The following is a 15,032-nucleotide window of genomic DNA, read 5'->3' on the forward strand; positions in this document are numbered from 1 at the left end:
CTTATGATGTGCCCCAGTCTATTTACCCTGCGATGACCCATGGCCGATTCTGCTTTTTTCTGCACCCTGTCTCATGAAGGCGTTCTCGCGGTTCGCGGCGCGGATGCCGGAAAATTCCTGCAAGGCCAGTTGACCTGCAATATCAATTACCTCAGCGACAACCGCGCCAGCCTCGGTGCCCGGTGTACGCAGAAAGGCCGGATGCAGTCGAGTTTCCGCATTCTGCTCGAAGGCGACGGCGTGCTGATGGCGATGGCCAGCGAACTGCTGGAGCCGCAACTGGCGGACCTGAAAAAATACGCCGTGTTCTCCAAATCCAGATTGACCGATGAAAGTGCTGCCTGGGCGCGCTTCGGCGTTGAACAGGGTGATGCAGCGCTGGTCAGCCTCGGTCTGGACTTGCCGGAAGAAACCGACAGTGTCGTGCGTCACGAATCACTGATCGCAATCCGCGTGTCGCCGCAGCGTGCCGAACTCTGGGTACCGGCCGATCAGGCCGACGCGATCAAGGCCAGACTGGCGGCAATGCTGCCCGAAGCCGAGCTGAATCAGTGGTTGCTGGGGCAGATCCGCGCCGGTATCGGCCAGGTCATGCCGACCACTCGCGAACTGTTCATTCCGCAGATGCTCAATCTGCAAGCCGTCGGCGGCGTGAGTTTCAAGAAGGGCTGCTACACCGGCCAGGAAATCGTCGCGCGCATGCAGTACCTGGGCAAACTCAAGCGCCGTCTGTATCGCCTGAGCCTGGGCGGCACGCAACTGCCGGAGCCCGGCACGCCGTTGTTCGCCCCCAGCCACAACAGCTCGATCGGCGAGGTGGTGCTGGCCGCCGTCGATGCGGGCCAGAACATTGAACTCCTGGCGGTATTGCAGGCCGAAGCTGCCGAAGCCGGTGATCTGCATCTGGGTACTCTCGAAGGCCCGACGCTGCATGTGCTCGACCTGCCTTACGAACTGGATCGCGACCGCGAAATCCAGCGTTGATCGCAGCATTTGTCGCAACACCCTAGAGAGTTTAAATGAGCGAACTGGCAGAAAAAGTCCAAACGGATTTGGTTGCGGCCATCGATAACGATGACCTGGTTCTGCCCACGCTACCGGAAGTGGCCCTGCAGATTCGCAAGGCCGCTGAAGACCCGGAAATCAGCGTCAGCGACCTGGGCAAGATGATCGGCCGCGACACGGCGCTGTCGGCGCGCCTGATCAAAGTGGTCAACAGTCCCCTGCTGCGCGCGGCTCAGGAAGTCACCGACCTGCACACTGCGATCACCCGCCTGGGGATCAACTACAGCAGCAACCTGGCCATCGGCCTGGTGATGGAGCAGATCTTTCACGCCCGCTCCGAAGTGGTCGAACAGAAGATGCGTGAGGTCTGGCGCAAGAGTCTGGAGATCGCCGGCGTCAGCTATGCCCTGTGTCGCCGCTACACCACCCTCAAGCCCGATCAGGCCGCCCTGGGCGGGCTGGTGCACCAGATCGGCGTGCTGCCGATCCTGACCTACGCCGAGGACCATTACGAACTGCTTTCGGACCCGGTCAGCCTCAATCATGTGATCGACCGCATCCATCCGCTGCTCGGCGACAAGCTGTTGCGGGTCTGGGAGTTTCCCGAGCGGTTGGTGGCGTTGCCGGGGCTTTATCAGGACTTCAAACGCGATTCGGCTGAAATCGATTATGTGGATGTGGTGCAGGTGGCGAGCCTGTATTGCCACAAGGACACCGAGCATCCTTTCGCGCGGATCGATCCGCTGAGCGTTCCGGCTTTCCGCAAGCTCGGGATCGACCCGGAGAACAAGGAGTTGTGTGCCGATCTGCAAGAGTCGCGGTCGATGTTTTACTGATCCGCAACCGTGGTGCTGCCATCGCCAGCAGGCTGGCTCCCACAGGATTTGCAATTAAACTGCACTTTCTCCCCATGTGGGAGCCAGCCTGCTGGCGATGGGTCGGTAATGGCGCCCCTGTCACCCGGCAATAAAACTCACCCGCACCTTCAACCCCGCCTGTTCGCCATCATGCAGGCTGATCTGCGCCAGGTGCGCGCGGCAGATCTCGCCGACGATCGCCAGCCCCAGCCCGGAACCCGCGACTTGCTGATTGCGCCGGTAGAAGCGCTCGAACACCCGATCACGTTCCTCCAGCGGAATGCCCGGCCCGTCATCTTCCACCTCAAGCACCGCCGGCGCGGCGACCCGCAGGATCACGTTGCCGCCGGGCGGTGTATGTGCCAAAGCGTTGTCGACCAGATTGCTCAGCAACTCGTTGAGCAACGTTGGCTCGCCGCGTAGCCACACCGGCTCGTCCGCTTCCAGCGCCAATGCCACGCCACGCTTGTGCGCCAAAGGTGCCATAGCCATGCCCAGTTCGCGCGCCAATTGACTCAGATCGAGCAATTGCGCGCCACCCTCGGCGATCGCCCGCGCACCGTTTTCGACGCGGGCCAGCGATAGCAGTTGATTGGCCAGATGGGTCAGGCGATCGGTGCCTTGCGCGGAGGATTCGAGGGTATCGCGCCAGGTCTGTGGCTCCGTCGAGCGCAGCCCCAGTTCAAGCCGCGCCTTCAGCGCCGCCAATGGCGTGCGTAGTTCGTGGGCGGCATCGGCGATGAATTGCGCCTGGCGCTCGAACTGCGCGCGCAGGCGCTCGGTAAAGTGATTGAGGCCGCGCACCAAGGGGCCCAGTTCATCCTGAACCTCCACCAGCGGCAGCGGGCGCAGATCGTCGGGCTGACGTTCTTCGACTGCCGTGCGCAGGCGCTCCAGCGGGCGCAACGCTGCGCTGACCGCGAACCAGACCATCAGCAGCGCACCGATCGCCAACATGCCCAGACGCAGCAAGGTGTCAGCAGCCAGACTGCGCGCCATGCTCACCCGTGCCTCGTCGGTTTCGGCGACGCGGATTTCCGCCATGCCGTTCATGTTCGGCTCGGACACGGCCTTGAGCAGACTGACCACGCGCACGTTCTGGCCGTTGTAAGTGGCGTTGTAGAAACGCGCCAATGCCGGATAGCTGTCGGTGCGTGGCGTGCCGGGCGGTGGGCCGGGCAGATTTTCGTAGCCGGAAATCAGCTTCTGGTGGATGTCGTTGACCTGGTAATAAATGCGCCCGGCGCTGTCGTAGGCGAAAGTATCGAGGGCCACGTAAGGGACATCGGCACTCAGGCTGCCATCGCGCTGCGACAGGCCGGCGGCAATGGTCCGCGCCGAGGCCAGCAGCGTGCGGTCATAGGCGGTGTCGGCGGCTTCGCGGCCATTCCAGTAAGCGCTCAAACCACTGGCGAGCATCAGCACCACCAGCAACACTGCGAGGTTCCACAACAACCGCCAGCGCAGGCTGCTGGGCTTATGCATCGCGGCTTTCCAACAGATAACCGAGGCCGCGGAAGGTCACGATCGCCACCGGCTGGCCGTCGAGTTTCTTGCGCAGGCGATGCACGTAGATTTCGATGGCGTCGGGGCTGGCTTCTTCGTCGAGGCCGAACACTTGCGCAGCCAGCTGCTCCTTGCTCATCACCCGGCCAGGACGGGCAATCAGCGCTTCGAGCACAGCTTGTTCGCGGGAGGTCAGGGTCAGCAGTTCTTCACCAAGAGTGAAGCGCCGGGTGTCGAGGTCGTAGGCCAGCACGCCGCAGCGCTGCTGGCGCTCGCCACCGAGCACACTGCGGCGCAACAGGGCTTTGACCCGCGCCTCAAGTTCGGTCAGTTCGAATGGCTTGGCGAGGTAATCGTCGGCACCCAGATTGAGGCCATGCACGCGGTCTTTCACATCACTGCGCGCGGTCAGCATCAGCACCGGCACGTTTTTCCCACGGGCGCGCAACCGCGCCAACACCTCGAAACCGTCCATGCGCGGCAGGCCGACATCGAGGATCGCCACGGCATATTCCTCGCTGCCAAGCGCCAGGTCGGCGGCCACGCCATCGTGCAACACATCCACGGTCAGACCGGTGCTCTTGAGCGCCTGGGCGACGCTTTCAGCCAGTTGCAGATGGTCTTCGACGAGCAGAACACGCATGGATTTTTACCTCGTTCAGGGATGGCCGGCGCCACGCTTTGCCGCGGAGTTTACAGCCGCAACCGCTGCTGTGAAGCCCGAAAACCGTGAAAGCGAGCTGAAAGGTTAGCGAAAGGTTAGCGGATTACAGTCGGCCTCACGGACAGTTGCGACTGTCGTCGCTGAAGCCACACAGCGCCCGAAAAACGCCACGAAGCGTTTTCGACCCATAAGAACAATAACGGAGTACCCCAGCATGCTATCCATGCGCACCAAGGCTCTAACGCCTGCTCGCCCCTCCCGCTTCCAGCATTCCCTTGCCGGTTTTTCACCGCAGGCCTGCGTTGTTGCCCTGTCTGCGCTCGCGCCGCGAGAAAACCGCGCCTGCCGCTAAGCTCTAGCGTGTTCTTTGGTCATTGATCCATCCATAACAACAACTCCTCTGGAGACTCAAATGAACGTATCCCTGCGTAAAGTCGCTTTAGCCGCTGGCGCAATGTTGATCGCCGGCCAACTCATGGCCGAGCCGAAACGCCCGGAATGCATCGCCCCGGCCTCGCCGGGCGGTGGTTTCGACCTGACCTGCAAACTGGTGCAGAGTGCGCTGGTGAATGAAAAGCTGCTGAGCAAACCGATGCGCGTGACCTACATGCCCGGCGGTGTCGGCGCAGTGGCGTACAACGCCGTGGTGGCTCAGCGTCCGGCCGATGCCGGCACGCTGGTCGCCTGGTCGAGCGGTTCGTTGTTGAACCTGGCGCAGGGCAAGTTCGGGCGTTTCGACGAAACCAACGTGCGCTGGCTGGCAGCGGTCGGCACCAGCTACGGCGCCATCGCCGTGAAAAGCGATTCGCCCTACAAGACCCTTGACGATCTCGTTCAGGCCTTGAAGAAAGATCCGGGCTCGGTGGTCATCGGTTCCGGCGGCACGGTCGGCAGCCAGGACTGGATGCAGACCGCACTGATCGCCAAAGCGGCCGGGATCAATCCGCGTGACCTGCGTTACGTCGCCCTCGAGGGCGGCGGCGAAATTGCTACCGCACTGCTCGGCGGCCACATTCAGGTCGGCAGTACCGACATCTCCGACTCCATGCCGCACATCCAGAGTGGCGACATGCGTCTGCTCGCGGTATTCGCTGAAAAGCGTCTCGACGAGCCGGAAATGAAGGACATCCCGACTGCTCGCGAGCAAGGCTACGACATCGTCTGGCCGGTGGTGCGCGGTTTCTACCTCGGCCCAAAAGTCAGTGACGAAGACTACGCCTGGTGGAAAGACGCGTTCGACAAACTGCTGGCATCGCCGGAGTTCGCCAAGCTGCGCGATCAGCGTGAACTGTTCCCGTTCGCCATGACCGGCCCGGAGCTGGACACCTACGTGAAGAAGCAGGTCGCGGACTACAAAGTGCTGGCCAAAGAGTTCGGCCTGATCCAGTGATCGTCTCTGTCTAGTGGCGGCGTCTCCTTCGCGGGGACGTCGCACAGGAGCTCCCATGCTTATTCAACGTATTTTCGCCGCGGTGTTGCTGCTGGTTTGCGCCGGCCTGGCACTGATGGCGTGGCCGTACCAAGCGGCTTTTTCCTACGAGCCGGTGGGCCCGCGCGCCTTCCCGCTGCTGATGCTCGGCCTGATGGGCCTGGCGCTGCTGTACATGGTGTTCCGTCCGGCGCCGATCAAGCACAACCCGGATGAGCCGCCGCTGGATCGCGAAAGCCTGACCAAGATCGGTCTCTGCGTGGTGCTGTTGCTGGTATTCGCCGGCACCTTCGAGCCCCTCGGCTTCATCGTCGCCAGCATCCTCACCGGCGTACCGATGGCCCGTCTCTATGGCGGACGCTGGATGCCAAGCGTGGTGATCATCAGCCTGATGGCGATCGGTCTTTACCTGCTGTTCGACCGTTTGATGGACGTTCCGCTGCCCCTCGGCCTGCTCAGCGTTCTGGAGAACTGATATGGATACTCTTGGCTATTTGGGTCAGGGTTTTGGCGTCGCGCTGAGCCCCTACAACCTGGTGACCGCGCTGTGCGGCACGCTGATCGGCACCGTCGTCGGTCTGTTGCCGGGCCTGGGCCCGATCAACGGCGTGGCGTTGCTGATTCCGATCGCATTCGCCCTCGGTCTACCGCCGGAATCGGCGCTGATTCTGCTAGCGGCGGTGTATCTGGGCTGCGAATACGGCGGCCGGATCAGTTCGATCCTGCTGAACATTCCTGGCGAAGCCTCCACCGTGATGACCACCCTCGACGGCTACCCGATGGCCCGCAAAGGCCTGGCCGGTGTCGCGCTGTCGCTGTCGGCGTGGAGCTCGTTCATCGGCGCGTTCATCGCCACCTGCGGCATGGTGCTGTTCGCGCCGCTGCTGGCGAAATGGGCAATTGCCTTCGGCCCGGCGGAATATTTTGTATTGATGGTCTTCGCGATTGTCTGTCTCGGCGGCATGGCCGGAGATCGACCGCTGAAAACCTTCATCGCAGCGCTGATCGGCCTGTTCCTTTCCACCGTTGGCATCGACGCCAACAGCGGCGTGTACCGCTTCACCGGCGACAACATTCATCTGACCGACGGCATTCAGTTCGTCGTGCTGGTGCTGGGTCTGTTCTCGATCAGCGAAATCCTCCTGCTGCTGGAAAAAACCCACCACGGCCAGGAAGCAGTAAAAGCCACCGGGCGCATGATGTTCAACTTCAAGGAAGCGGCGTCGGTATTCACGGTCAACCTGCGCTGCGGCGTGCTCGGCTTCATCATGGGCGTTTTGCCCGGCGCCGGCGCGACCCTTGCCAGTGCCGTAGCCTACATGACCGAGAAGCGCATCGCTGGCACCAGCGGTAAATTCGGTGAAGGCGACGCCCGTGGCCTCGCGGCGCCAGAAACCGCCATCGGTGGCGCGGCATGCGGTGCATTGGTGCCGATGCTGACCCTCGGTGTTCCGGGTTCGGGCACCACTGCAGTGATGATCGGCGCGCTGTCGCTGTACAACATCACCCCGGGCCCGCTGTTGTTCCAACAGCAACCGGACATCGTCTGGGGCCTGATCGCGTCGTTGTTCATCGCCAACGTCATGCTGGTGATCCTCAACATTCCGATGATCCGCGTGTTCACACGCATCCTCGCCGTGCCGAACTGGGCACTGGTGCCGATCATCGCGATCATCACCGGGATCGGCGTTTACGCAGTGCATGCGACCACCTTCGACCTGTTCCTGATGATCGGTATCGGTATCTTCGGTTACATCCTGCGCAAGCTGGACTTCCCGTTGTCGCCGCTGCTGCTCGGTTTCATCCTCGGCGGTCTGATGGAGCAGAACCTGCGTCGCGCCCTGTCGATTTCCAACGGTGCGCTGGAAATCCTCTGGTCGAGCCCGATCACCTTCGGCTGCTGGATCCTGACGGCGATCATGCTGCTGATGCCGCTGGTCCGCATCTGGCGCAAACGTTCGGCGGCACGGCGCGTCGTTGCCGATGTTTGATCGCTCTGCCCTGAAATCCTGGTGGGGAACCCCGCTGGTCGGTCTGCTTGGTGGTTACCTCGCCAGCCAGATCGGCTGGCCGTTGCCGTGGATGGTCGGCTCGTTGCTGGCGATCATTCTCGTGCGCTGTCTCACCCCCTGGCAACTCACGGAAATCCCTGGCGGACGCAAGTGCGGCCAGTGGATCGTCGGCATCGGCATTGGCCTGCACTTCACCCCGCTGGTGATGGAGCAGGTGCTCAGTCATTTCGGTCTGATTTTCTTCGGTGCGCTGGTCACCAGCCTGTCGGCGGTGGTCGGCGTGTGGTTGATGCGGCGTACCGGCGAAGATCGCGCCACCGCATTCTTTTCCAGCATGCCCGGCGGCTCGGGCGAGATGGTCAACCTCGGCGCGCGCAACGGCGCTTTGCTCAGCCACGTCGCGGCGGGGCAGAGTCTGCGGGTGTTGGTGGTGGTGTTGTGTGTGCCGGCGGCGTTCAAATACCTGCTCGGTGACGGCACGCCGATTTCTCATGCGGGCAGCGTCGACTGGCGCTGGCTGGCAATCCTGTTTCCGGCGGGCGCCCTGCTCGCCTGGCTCTGGCAACGTTTGCGCCAACCCAATCCGTGGTTGTTCGGGCCGTTGCTGGTGAGTGCGGCGGTGAGCATCGGTTGGGATCTGCACATCGGTTTACCCAATGGCGGCAGCCAGATCGGCCAATGGCTGATCGGCAGTGGTCTGGGCTGTCATTTCAACCGGGAATTCTTCCGCCGTGCGCCGTCATTCATGGGGCGGACATTGATCGGCACGGCGCTGACCATGTTGATTGCTTCGCTGGCAGCCTTGGGACTGAGCGCCCTGACCCATCTGGATCTGCGCTCGCTGACCCTGGGCATGATGCCCGGCGGGATTGCCGAGATGAGCCTGACCGCGGAGACCCTGCAACTGTCGGTGCCACTCGTGACGGCGATGCAGGTGATGCGGCTGTTGTTTGTGCTGTTTCTGGCAGAGCCGTTGTTCAAGTACTGGAATCGTCAGCCCGAATAAGACCGCGTCGCCCCTATCGCTGGCAAGCCAGCTCCCACAGGTTTTTGGGGTGTTCACATAATCTGTGGCACCCACAAAACCCTGTGGGAGCTGGCTTGCCAGCGATGGGGCACTTCAGATCCCCATCAGATGGGCGGCAGGCGCCACTCGATCGGCGTCTCGCCATTCTGCTCAAGAAACTTGTTCGCCCGGCCAAAGTGCCCGCACCCGAGAAACCCGCGATAAGCCGACAACGGCGACGGATGCACCGAAGTCAGCACCAGGTGCTTGGTGGCGTCGATCAGCTTTTGCTTGCTCTGCGCGTGCGCGCCCCAAAGCATGAACACCAGATGCGGCTGCCGCTCGCTGACCACTTCGATGATGCGGTCGGTGAAGAACTGCCAGCCCTTGTCCTTGTGCGCATTGGCGTTGGCGCGCTCGACGGTCATGGTGGTGTTGAGCATCAACACGCCCTGATCGGCCCAGCTCTGCAAATAGCCGTGGTTGGGAATGTCGATATTGAGGTCGCGCTTCAACTCTTTATAGATGTTGACCAGCGACGGTGGCGCCGGCACGCCCGGTTGCACCGAGAAGCACAAGCCGTGGGCCTGACCGGGGCCGTGATACGGGTCCTGGCCGAGGATCACCACCTTCACTTTCTCCAGCGGCGTCGAATTCAGTGCGTTGAAAATCATCGGTCCCGGCGGATAGATCTCCTTGCCGGCCGCTCGCTCCTGCTGCAGAAACTGGCGCAACTCTGCCATGTACGGCTGGTCGAACTCAGCACGCAGTGCCTCCTTCCAGCTCGGTTCGAGTTTGATACGGTCATCAGCAGTCATGGTCATACCCGGCAAAAACAATGGGGCGAACCCTAGGAAAGCCGACCACGCTTGTCAATTGATCTGACGCAGATCCGGCACTTTCCCCCACAGCGATCATACTGATCGTTCAATTTCCCGATCGAGGTCACGATGAATCTGCACTTCGAAGAACTCACCGGCACCGACGGCGCCCGTATCGGCATCGCCAGCCTGGATGCCGAAAAGTCACTGAACGCACTGTCCCTGCCGATGATCAACGCCCTCGGCGACAAACTCAGCGCTTGGGCCAATGACCCGCAAATCGTCTGCGTGCTCCTGCGGGGCAATGGCGCCAAGGCGTTCTGTGCCGGCGGCGAAGTGCGCAGCCTGGTCGAAGCCTGCCGCGCACATCCCGGCGAAGTACCGCCGCTGGCGGCACAGTTTTTCAGTGCTGAATATCGTCTCGACTACCAACTGCACACCTACCCGAAACCGCTGATTTGCTGGGGCCACGGTTACGTGCTCGGCGGCGGCATGGGGTTGTTGCAAGGTGCGAGCACGCGGATCGTCACGCCGAGCAGCCGTCTGGCGATGCCGGAAATCACCATCGGCCTGTATCCGGATGTCGGCGCCAGTTGGTTTCTCGCCCGGTTGCCGGGCAAGCTCGGGCTGTTTCTCGGTTTGACCGGCGCGCACATCAATGGCCGTGATGCGCTCGATCTGGGCTTGGCCGACCGGTTTTTGCTCGACGAACAGCAACCGCAACTGATCAAAGGCTTGTTGCAGCTCAACTGGCAGGAACAGACCGACATGCAACTGAACAGCCTGCTCAAGGCCCTGCAACAGGAAGCACTGGCGCAGATGCCCGAAGCGCAGTGGCTGCCGCGTCGGCAGCAAATCGACGAATTGCTCGATGTCAGCGATGTCACCTGTGCCTGGACCGCCATCAGCCTGCAACGCGACAGCAGCGATCCACTGATCGCCCGCGCAGCAAAGACCATGAGCGAAGGCTCGCCGCTGACTGCGCATCTGGTCTGGCAGCAGATCATTCGCGCGCGGCATATGTCACTGGCCGAAGTTTTCCAGATGGAATACACCCTGAGCCTCAATTGCTGCCGGCATCCGGAATTCAGCGAAGGGGTGCGAGCGCGGTTGATCGACAAGGATCAGAAACCGCACTGGCACTGGCCGGATATTCATCATGTGCCGGAAGCGGTGGTCGACGCGCATTTTCACAAGGCTTGGGAGGGGCGGCATCCGTTGGCGGATTTGACCCAGTACTAGCTTTTGAAAAATCGCAGGCAAAAAAAAGCGGCGCTCGATGCGCCGCTTTTCATTTGCGGGTGATTACCAGCGATTGCCACGGCCGTTGTAATCACGGCGACCGCTGTGGCGATCGTAGTTGCCGCGACCGCGGTGGTCATTGTCCCAACCGCCGCGACGGTGGCCTTCCCAGCGTCCGCGATCATTGCCGTGCCAGCGGCGGCTTTCGTAATAACGCGGGGCCGGTTGGTAGTAGCGCGGCGCCTGGTAGTAACGCGGTTGCTGGTAATAACGTGGTGCGGGCTGATAGTAACGCGGCGCCGAATAGTATGTGCTGCCGCCCCGGTAATACGTGCCACCTGTGTTGTAGTAGGCCGGCGCGGGTGATGTGTACACCTCGGAGTAATACGAGTCCGCGTAGGAGTACGGGACGCAACCGGCAACGGAAAACATCAACGCAGCAAGCAGAAGAATTCGTCTATACATGGCGGCCTCCTGGACCGCGGGTGGGCCACACCAGCGACGCTGGCAGGCATCAGTCGTTTATCGGTGACTGACGAAAAATCAGACAGCGATTTCGGCATCTGGTGCGTTCCTGCAACAAGTTGAAACAAGTGATCGATGAAAGGTTTAATTTTTAAAAGGTCGCCGTTGGCTGATACCGAGCCGATCACAAACGTTGCCATCACCACAATGAGCTCCCTCTCCTTCCGGGAGAGGGCTGGGGTGAGGGGCTGCGATTTTTCCTGTCACTTCGCTGAGTCAGATCCCCCGCCATTTCCGGCACAAATCCCGCAGTCTTTTCCTGGCCATCCCACTAAAATGCTTGCCATCGGGTCACTGCCAACGGATCTGCCATGCCGCTTCGTTCACCGCTGTACTCGCAACGCTCACTGGTGCTGACCCTGGTCGCGCTGCTCGGCGCCGGTTTCCTCGCCACGTCGTTGCTGAGCTATTACGCCTCGCGGGCGTCGATTCGCGACAACATCGTCAACACCGAACTGCCACTGACCTCCGACACGGTCTATTCGGAAATCCAGAAGGATCTGGTCCGGCCGATCCTGATTTCTTCGATGATGTCCCGCGACACGTTCATGCGCGACTGGGTGGTCAACGGTGAGCAGAACCCGGAGCAGATGACCCGCTACCTCGACGAGGTCATGACCCATTACGGCGCCTATACGGCGTTTTTCGTCTCCGACAGCACGCACACTTATTACCACGCCAAGGGCGTGCTCAAGCAGGTCAAGGTCGACGAGCCGCGAGATGCCTGGTACTTCCGCGTGCGCGACATGAAAGACCCGTACGAGATCAACGTCGACCCGGATCTGGCCAACAAGGACAACCTGACATTTTTCATCAACTACAAGGTTTACGACTACCACGATCGGTTCATCGGCGCGGCGGGTGTCGGGCTGACCGTCGACGCGGTGATCAAGCTGATCGACAAATATCAGCAGCGCTATCAACGCAGCGTGTACTTCGTTGACACCTTCGGGCGCCTGGTCCTCACCGGCGCCGAGGGCGGACCGCAAGGTGCGCACATCGGCCAGAGCCTCGGCGAGCTGGACAGCATGAAGAGCCTGATCAGCCAGCTGCCAAAACCGCACAGCGGCAGTTATGAATATTCCACCCACGGGCAGGGGCATTTCCTCAACGTGCGGTTTATTCCAGAGCTGAACTGGTACCTGTTCGTTGATAAACGTGAAGACGGTGCGTTGAGTGAAATCCGCCAGTCGCTGTACCTCAACCTGCTGATCTGCCTGCTGGTGACGTTGATCGTGCTGGCGCTGCTCAACCGGGTGATCAAACGCTACCAGAACAAAATCCAGGCATTGGCCACGCTCGACAGCCTCACCGGCCTGCCCAACCGCCGCGGCTTCGACATTCTTGCCGCGCAGGCGTTGCACGAAGCTCAGCGCGAGACCAGACCGCTGACTGCGCTGTTGCTCGACCTCGATCACTTCAAGGCTTTGAACGACACCCACGGTCACATGGCTGGCGATCAGGTGTTGCTCGGCTTCGCCCGCGATCTGCAAAGCTGTCTGCGCCACGCCGACATTGTCTGTCGCTGGGGCGGTGAGGAATTTATCGTATTGTTGAAGGACACCGACGGCGACACCGGTCAGAAAATTGCCGAGAAGATCCGCCAACACGTCGAGCAACACGAATATGCCTACAACGGCCACAGCCTGAATCTGACCGTGAGCATCGGCGCCACCACCGTGCAACGCGATGACACCTTGCACAGTCTGCTGTCGCGGGCCGATCATGCGATGTACCGGGCCAAGCACACCGGCCGCAACCGCACCTGCGTGGAAATGCCTCACTCGACTTATGCCTGACGATATTGCAAAACCCGACCTTTGCCCGGCCTGCGGCGCTCGCAACGACTGCAGCCTGGCTGATCCGCGCACGGCCGACCGCGAATGCTGGTGCTACGGCGTGACGATCGACCCGGCGGTGCTCGAGGCACTGCCGCCAGCGCTGCGCAACCAGTCCTGCCTGTGTCCACGTTGCGCGCAGGTCGAGGCGCAACTGCAAGCAGGCCGGCGCCCGATCCCGTAAGATGCGCGGCCGTTTAGCCATTGAATGCTGACCATGCGCGTCGACCGTTTCCTCAGTAACCTGCCCCGCTATAACCGTCAGCAGGTTCGTCTGTTGCTGGTGGAAAAGCGCGTGCGTGTTGACGGAAAAGTCGTTAGCGACCCGCACAGCGAGGTGCTGGAATTCAGCCGCATCGAAGTCGATGACGAAATCCTGCAAAGCGGTAAACCGGCGCGCTACTTCATGCTGCACAAGCCACCGGGCTGCGTCAGCGCCACCCGCGATCCGCAACACCCGACCGTGCTCGACCTGCTTGATGAACCGGACAAGGCCGACCTGCACATCGCCGGGCGCCTGGACTTCAACACCACCGGGCTGCTGCTGATCACCAACGACGGCGCCTGGTCGCGGCGCCTGACTCAACCGCAGACCAAGCTGCCGAAGGTCTATTACGTCGAGACCGAGCAAGAGATTGACGCACGCTATGCGCCGACCTTTGCCGAGGGTATCTATTTCGCCTTTGAAAACCTGACCACCCAACCGGCACACCTGCAGATACTAGGGCCGCATTCGGCGCGGCTGAGCATCGTCGAGGGCCGCTATCACCAAGTGAAGCGCATGTTTGGTTTTTTCGACAACAAGGTGCTGCGCCTGCACCGCGAATCGATGGGCGAACTGGCCCTCGATAGCGCGCTAAAACCGGGCGAGTACCGCGCTTTGCGCACCGAAGAGATTCAGTTGTTCTAAGCCTGCGACCGCTCAGCCGAAGTTGTCGAACAATTTACCAACGGCACTTGCACGATCCAGACTCCCCTGCTTGAATCAGGTCGTCGGCCGAAATGTGACCGATGAGTCACCACATACTTCCAAGAAACTTTTTGTCGGTCGCACGCCCTCGGGGCTGCACTGCAACCGGCAGACTGCCCGCCAATAACAACACCCGTCGACCTGCCTTACCGGATCGACATGGGCCAACACATTCCAGGCGTATGCCTACCTGTCACAAAGCTCGTGCAATCTTCGTTGCGCGCATACCCGCTTGCTTGCCAGGAGTCTTACGACATGAGGCCAGAAATCGCTGTGCTGGATATACAGGGTCAGTATCGGGTTTACACGGAGTTCTATCGCGCAGACGCCGCAGAAAAGACCATCATTCTGGTCAACGGCTCGATGGCCACGACTGCGTCGTTTGCCCAGACGGTGAAGAACCTGCATCCGCAATTCAATGTGGTCTGCTACGACCAGCCCTACGCCGGTCGCTCAAAAGCCCACAATCGCCACGAGAAACATCTGACCAAGGAAGTCGAAGGACAGATCCTGCTGGAGCTGATCGACCACTTCGCCGCCGAACACGTGCTGTCGTTTTCCTGGGGCGGTGCCGCCACTCTGGTCGCCCTCGCCCAGCAGCCACGACGCATCGAAAGAGCGGTGATCAGCTCGTTCTCGCCGGTGATCAACGCACATATGCTCGATTATCTTGAGCGCGGCGTCGATTACCTCGGCAATCTGGATCGCGACCGCGTCGGCCACCTGGTCAACAGCACCATTGGCAAACACCTGCCGTCACTGTTCAAGCGCTTCAACTACCGCCATGTCAGCAGCCTGGCCGAACATGAATACGGGCAGATGCATTTCCACATCAACGATGTGCTGCACAGCGACCGCCAGTGCTACTTGAACGCGGCGAAGAAGATCAACGTACCGGTGCTGTTTCTGAACGGCGAATGGGACGAATACACCGCCGCCGAAGACGCACGCCTGTTCGGCGACCATGTGGCGCAAAGCACGTTCACCACCCTGCAAGCCACCGGGCATTTTCTCGACATGGAACATAAAGCCGCGTGCCGCGACAGCCAGAATGCCTTGCTCGGCTTTCTGAAACCGGCGCAGCAGACCAATCGAACGCGCTACTCGTTTGTGCAGGGCCAACATGCATTGGCTATTTGAAAGGATGTCAGCGCGGG

15 protein-coding genes are annotated in these 15,032 nt (G+C 61.1%); 11 read left to right on the forward strand and 4 right to left on the reverse strand.

Going from position 1 to position 15,032, the window contains the following annotated elements:
• Positions 1-39 precede the first annotated feature (39 nt).
• Both ygfZ and BLU24_RS21895 read left to right on the forward strand, forming a co-directional pair.
• Positions 40-984 (forward strand): CAF17-like 4Fe-4S cluster assembly/insertion protein YgfZ, encoded by a 945-nt coding sequence (ygfZ, locus tag BLU24_RS21890; RefSeq protein ID WP_093103808.1) that lies wholly within the window; start codon positions 40-42, stop codon positions 982-984.
• A 35-nt stretch (positions 985-1,019) separates the two neighbouring features.
• Complete coding sequence (locus tag BLU24_RS21895) at positions 1,020-1,841, forward strand: HDOD domain-containing protein (protein WP_093103811.1); 822 nt, start codon at positions 1,020-1,022, stop codon at positions 1,839-1,841.
• Between the two features lie 120 nt (positions 1,842-1,961).
• On the opposite strand, the gene BLU24_RS21900 is transcribed toward BLU24_RS21895, so the two are convergent.
• Complete coding sequence (locus BLU24_RS21900) at positions 1,962-3,347, reverse strand: sensor histidine kinase (RefSeq protein ID WP_093103814.1); 1,386 nt, start codon at positions 3,345-3,347, stop codon at positions 1,962-1,964.
• Positions 3,340-4,011 carry a response regulator gene (locus BLU24_RS21905; protein WP_090282195.1) on the reverse strand — a complete coding sequence of 224 codons (672 nt, stop codon included), beginning with the start codon at positions 4,009-4,011 and terminating at the stop codon, positions 3,340-3,342. The genes BLU24_RS21900 and BLU24_RS21905 overlap by 8 nt, the downstream gene beginning before the upstream one ends.
• 433 nt (positions 4,012-4,444) lie before the next feature.
• Between BLU24_RS21905 and BLU24_RS21910 the strand changes: the two genes are divergently transcribed.
• The 4 genes from BLU24_RS21910 to BLU24_RS21925 are packed head-to-tail and all read left to right on the forward strand — an operon-like array spanning position 4,445 to position 8,479.
• On the forward strand, positions 4,445-5,422 hold the full coding sequence (locus BLU24_RS21910) for a Bug family tripartite tricarboxylate transporter substrate binding protein (RefSeq protein ID WP_093103817.1): 978 nt from the start codon (positions 4,445-4,447) through the stop codon (positions 5,420-5,422).
• 55 nt (positions 5,423-5,477) lie between these two features.
• Positions 5,478-5,936, forward strand: coding sequence for a tripartite tricarboxylate transporter TctB family protein (locus BLU24_RS21915; RefSeq protein ID WP_093103820.1), 459 nt, complete (start codon positions 5,478-5,480; stop codon positions 5,934-5,936).
• 1 nt (position 5,937) lies between these two features.
• Positions 5,938-7,452 carry a tripartite tricarboxylate transporter permease gene (locus BLU24_RS21920; RefSeq protein ID WP_093103823.1) on the forward strand — a complete coding sequence of 505 codons (1,515 nt, stop codon included), beginning with the start codon at positions 5,938-5,940 and terminating at the stop codon, positions 7,450-7,452.
• Positions 7,445-8,479 (forward strand): AbrB family transcriptional regulator, encoded by a 1,035-nt coding sequence (locus tag BLU24_RS21925; protein ID WP_093103826.1) that lies wholly within the window; start codon positions 7,445-7,447, stop codon positions 8,477-8,479. Before BLU24_RS21920 ends, BLU24_RS21925 begins: the two co-directional genes overlap by 8 nt.
• Positions 8,480-8,604: 125 nt before the next feature.
• Here the strand turns inward: BLU24_RS21925 and ung are convergent, their stop codons facing one another.
• Positions 8,605-9,297, reverse strand: a complete 693-nt coding sequence (ung, locus tag BLU24_RS21930; protein WP_093103829.1) for a uracil-DNA glycosylase — start codon at positions 9,295-9,297, stop codon at positions 8,605-8,607.
• 132 nt (positions 9,298-9,429) lie between these two features.
• Here ung and BLU24_RS21935 point away from each other — a divergent pair, with 132 nt between their 5' ends.
• Complete coding sequence (locus BLU24_RS21935) at positions 9,430-10,542, forward strand: enoyl-CoA hydratase/isomerase family protein (RefSeq protein WP_093103832.1); 1,113 nt, start codon at positions 9,430-9,432, stop codon at positions 10,540-10,542.
• A 63-nt stretch (positions 10,543-10,605) separates the two neighbouring features.
• On the opposite strand, the gene BLU24_RS21940 is transcribed toward BLU24_RS21935, so the two are convergent.
• A complete protein-coding gene (locus BLU24_RS21940) occupies positions 10,606-11,007 on the reverse strand; it encodes a hypothetical protein (protein WP_093103835.1) in 402 nt (133 codons plus the stop codon).
• Positions 11,008-11,378: 371 nt separating this feature from the next.
• On the opposite strand from BLU24_RS21940, the gene BLU24_RS21945 reads away from it, so the two are divergent.
• The 4 genes from BLU24_RS21945 to BLU24_RS21960 all read left to right on the forward strand — a co-directional run bounded on the left by BLU24_RS21945 (position 11,379) and on the right by BLU24_RS21960 (position 15,015).
• On the forward strand, positions 11,379-12,866 hold the full coding sequence (locus tag BLU24_RS21945; protein ID WP_093103838.1) for a sensor domain-containing diguanylate cyclase: 1,488 nt from the start codon (positions 11,379-11,381) through the stop codon (positions 12,864-12,866).
• A gap of 4 nt (positions 12,867-12,870) precedes the next feature.
• Positions 12,871-13,089, forward strand: coding sequence for a cysteine-rich CWC family protein (locus BLU24_RS21950; RefSeq protein ID WP_275407429.1), 219 nt, complete (start codon positions 12,871-12,873; stop codon positions 13,087-13,089).
• Positions 13,090-13,122: 33 nt separating this feature from the next.
• Positions 13,123-13,815, forward strand: coding sequence for a pseudouridine synthase (locus BLU24_RS21955; RefSeq protein WP_093103844.1), 693 nt, complete (start codon positions 13,123-13,125; stop codon positions 13,813-13,815).
• 315 nt (positions 13,816-14,130) lie between these two features.
• Positions 14,131-15,015 (forward strand): alpha/beta fold hydrolase, encoded by an 885-nt coding sequence (locus BLU24_RS21960; protein WP_093103847.1) that lies wholly within the window; start codon positions 14,131-14,133, stop codon positions 15,013-15,015.
• Positions 15,016-15,032 lie beyond the last annotated feature (17 nt).

It is taken from the genome of Pseudomonas sp. Z003-0.4C(8344-21), assembly GCF_900104975.1.
GTDB classification, from domain to species: domain Bacteria; phylum Pseudomonadota; class Gammaproteobacteria; order Pseudomonadales; family Pseudomonadaceae; genus Aquipseudomonas; species Aquipseudomonas granadensis.

Bases quoted from the DNA above. Each gene is read 5' to 3' on its own strand.
- ygfZ (WP_093103808.1), top strand. From the start codon at position 40: ATGGCCGATTCTGCTTTTTTCTGCACCCTGTCTCATGAAGGCGTTCTC.
- BLU24_RS21895 (WP_093103811.1), top strand. From the start codon at position 1,020: ATGAGCGAACTGGCAGAAAAAGTCCAAACGGATTTGGTTGCGGCCATC.
- BLU24_RS21900 (WP_093103814.1), bottom strand. From the start codon at position 3,347: ATGCATAAGCCCAGCAGCCTGCGCTGGCGGTTGTTGTGGAACCTCGCA.
- BLU24_RS21905 (WP_090282195.1), bottom strand. From the start codon at position 4,011: ATGCGTGTTCTGCTCGTCGAAGACCATCTGCAACTGGCTGAAAGCGTC.
- BLU24_RS21910 (WP_093103817.1), top strand. From the start codon at position 4,445: ATGAACGTATCCCTGCGTAAAGTCGCTTTAGCCGCTGGCGCAATGTTG.
- BLU24_RS21915 (WP_093103820.1), top strand. From the start codon at position 5,478: ATGCTTATTCAACGTATTTTCGCCGCGGTGTTGCTGCTGGTTTGCGCC.
- BLU24_RS21920 (WP_093103823.1), top strand. From the start codon at position 5,938: ATGGATACTCTTGGCTATTTGGGTCAGGGTTTTGGCGTCGCGCTGAGC.
- BLU24_RS21925 (WP_093103826.1), top strand. From the start codon at position 7,445: ATGTTTGATCGCTCTGCCCTGAAATCCTGGTGGGGAACCCCGCTGGTC.
- ung (WP_093103829.1), bottom strand. From the start codon at position 9,297: ATGACTGCTGATGACCGTATCAAACTCGAACCGAGCTGGAAGGAGGCA.
- BLU24_RS21935 (WP_093103832.1), top strand. From the start codon at position 9,430: ATGAATCTGCACTTCGAAGAACTCACCGGCACCGACGGCGCCCGTATC.
- BLU24_RS21940 (WP_093103835.1), bottom strand. From the start codon at position 11,007: ATGTATAGACGAATTCTTCTGCTTGCTGCGTTGATGTTTTCCGTTGCC.
- BLU24_RS21945 (WP_093103838.1), top strand. From the start codon at position 11,379: ATGCCGCTTCGTTCACCGCTGTACTCGCAACGCTCACTGGTGCTGACC.
- BLU24_RS21955 (WP_093103844.1), top strand. From the start codon at position 13,123: ATGCGCGTCGACCGTTTCCTCAGTAACCTGCCCCGCTATAACCGTCAG.
- BLU24_RS21960 (WP_093103847.1), top strand. From the start codon at position 14,131: ATGAGGCCAGAAATCGCTGTGCTGGATATACAGGGTCAGTATCGGGTT.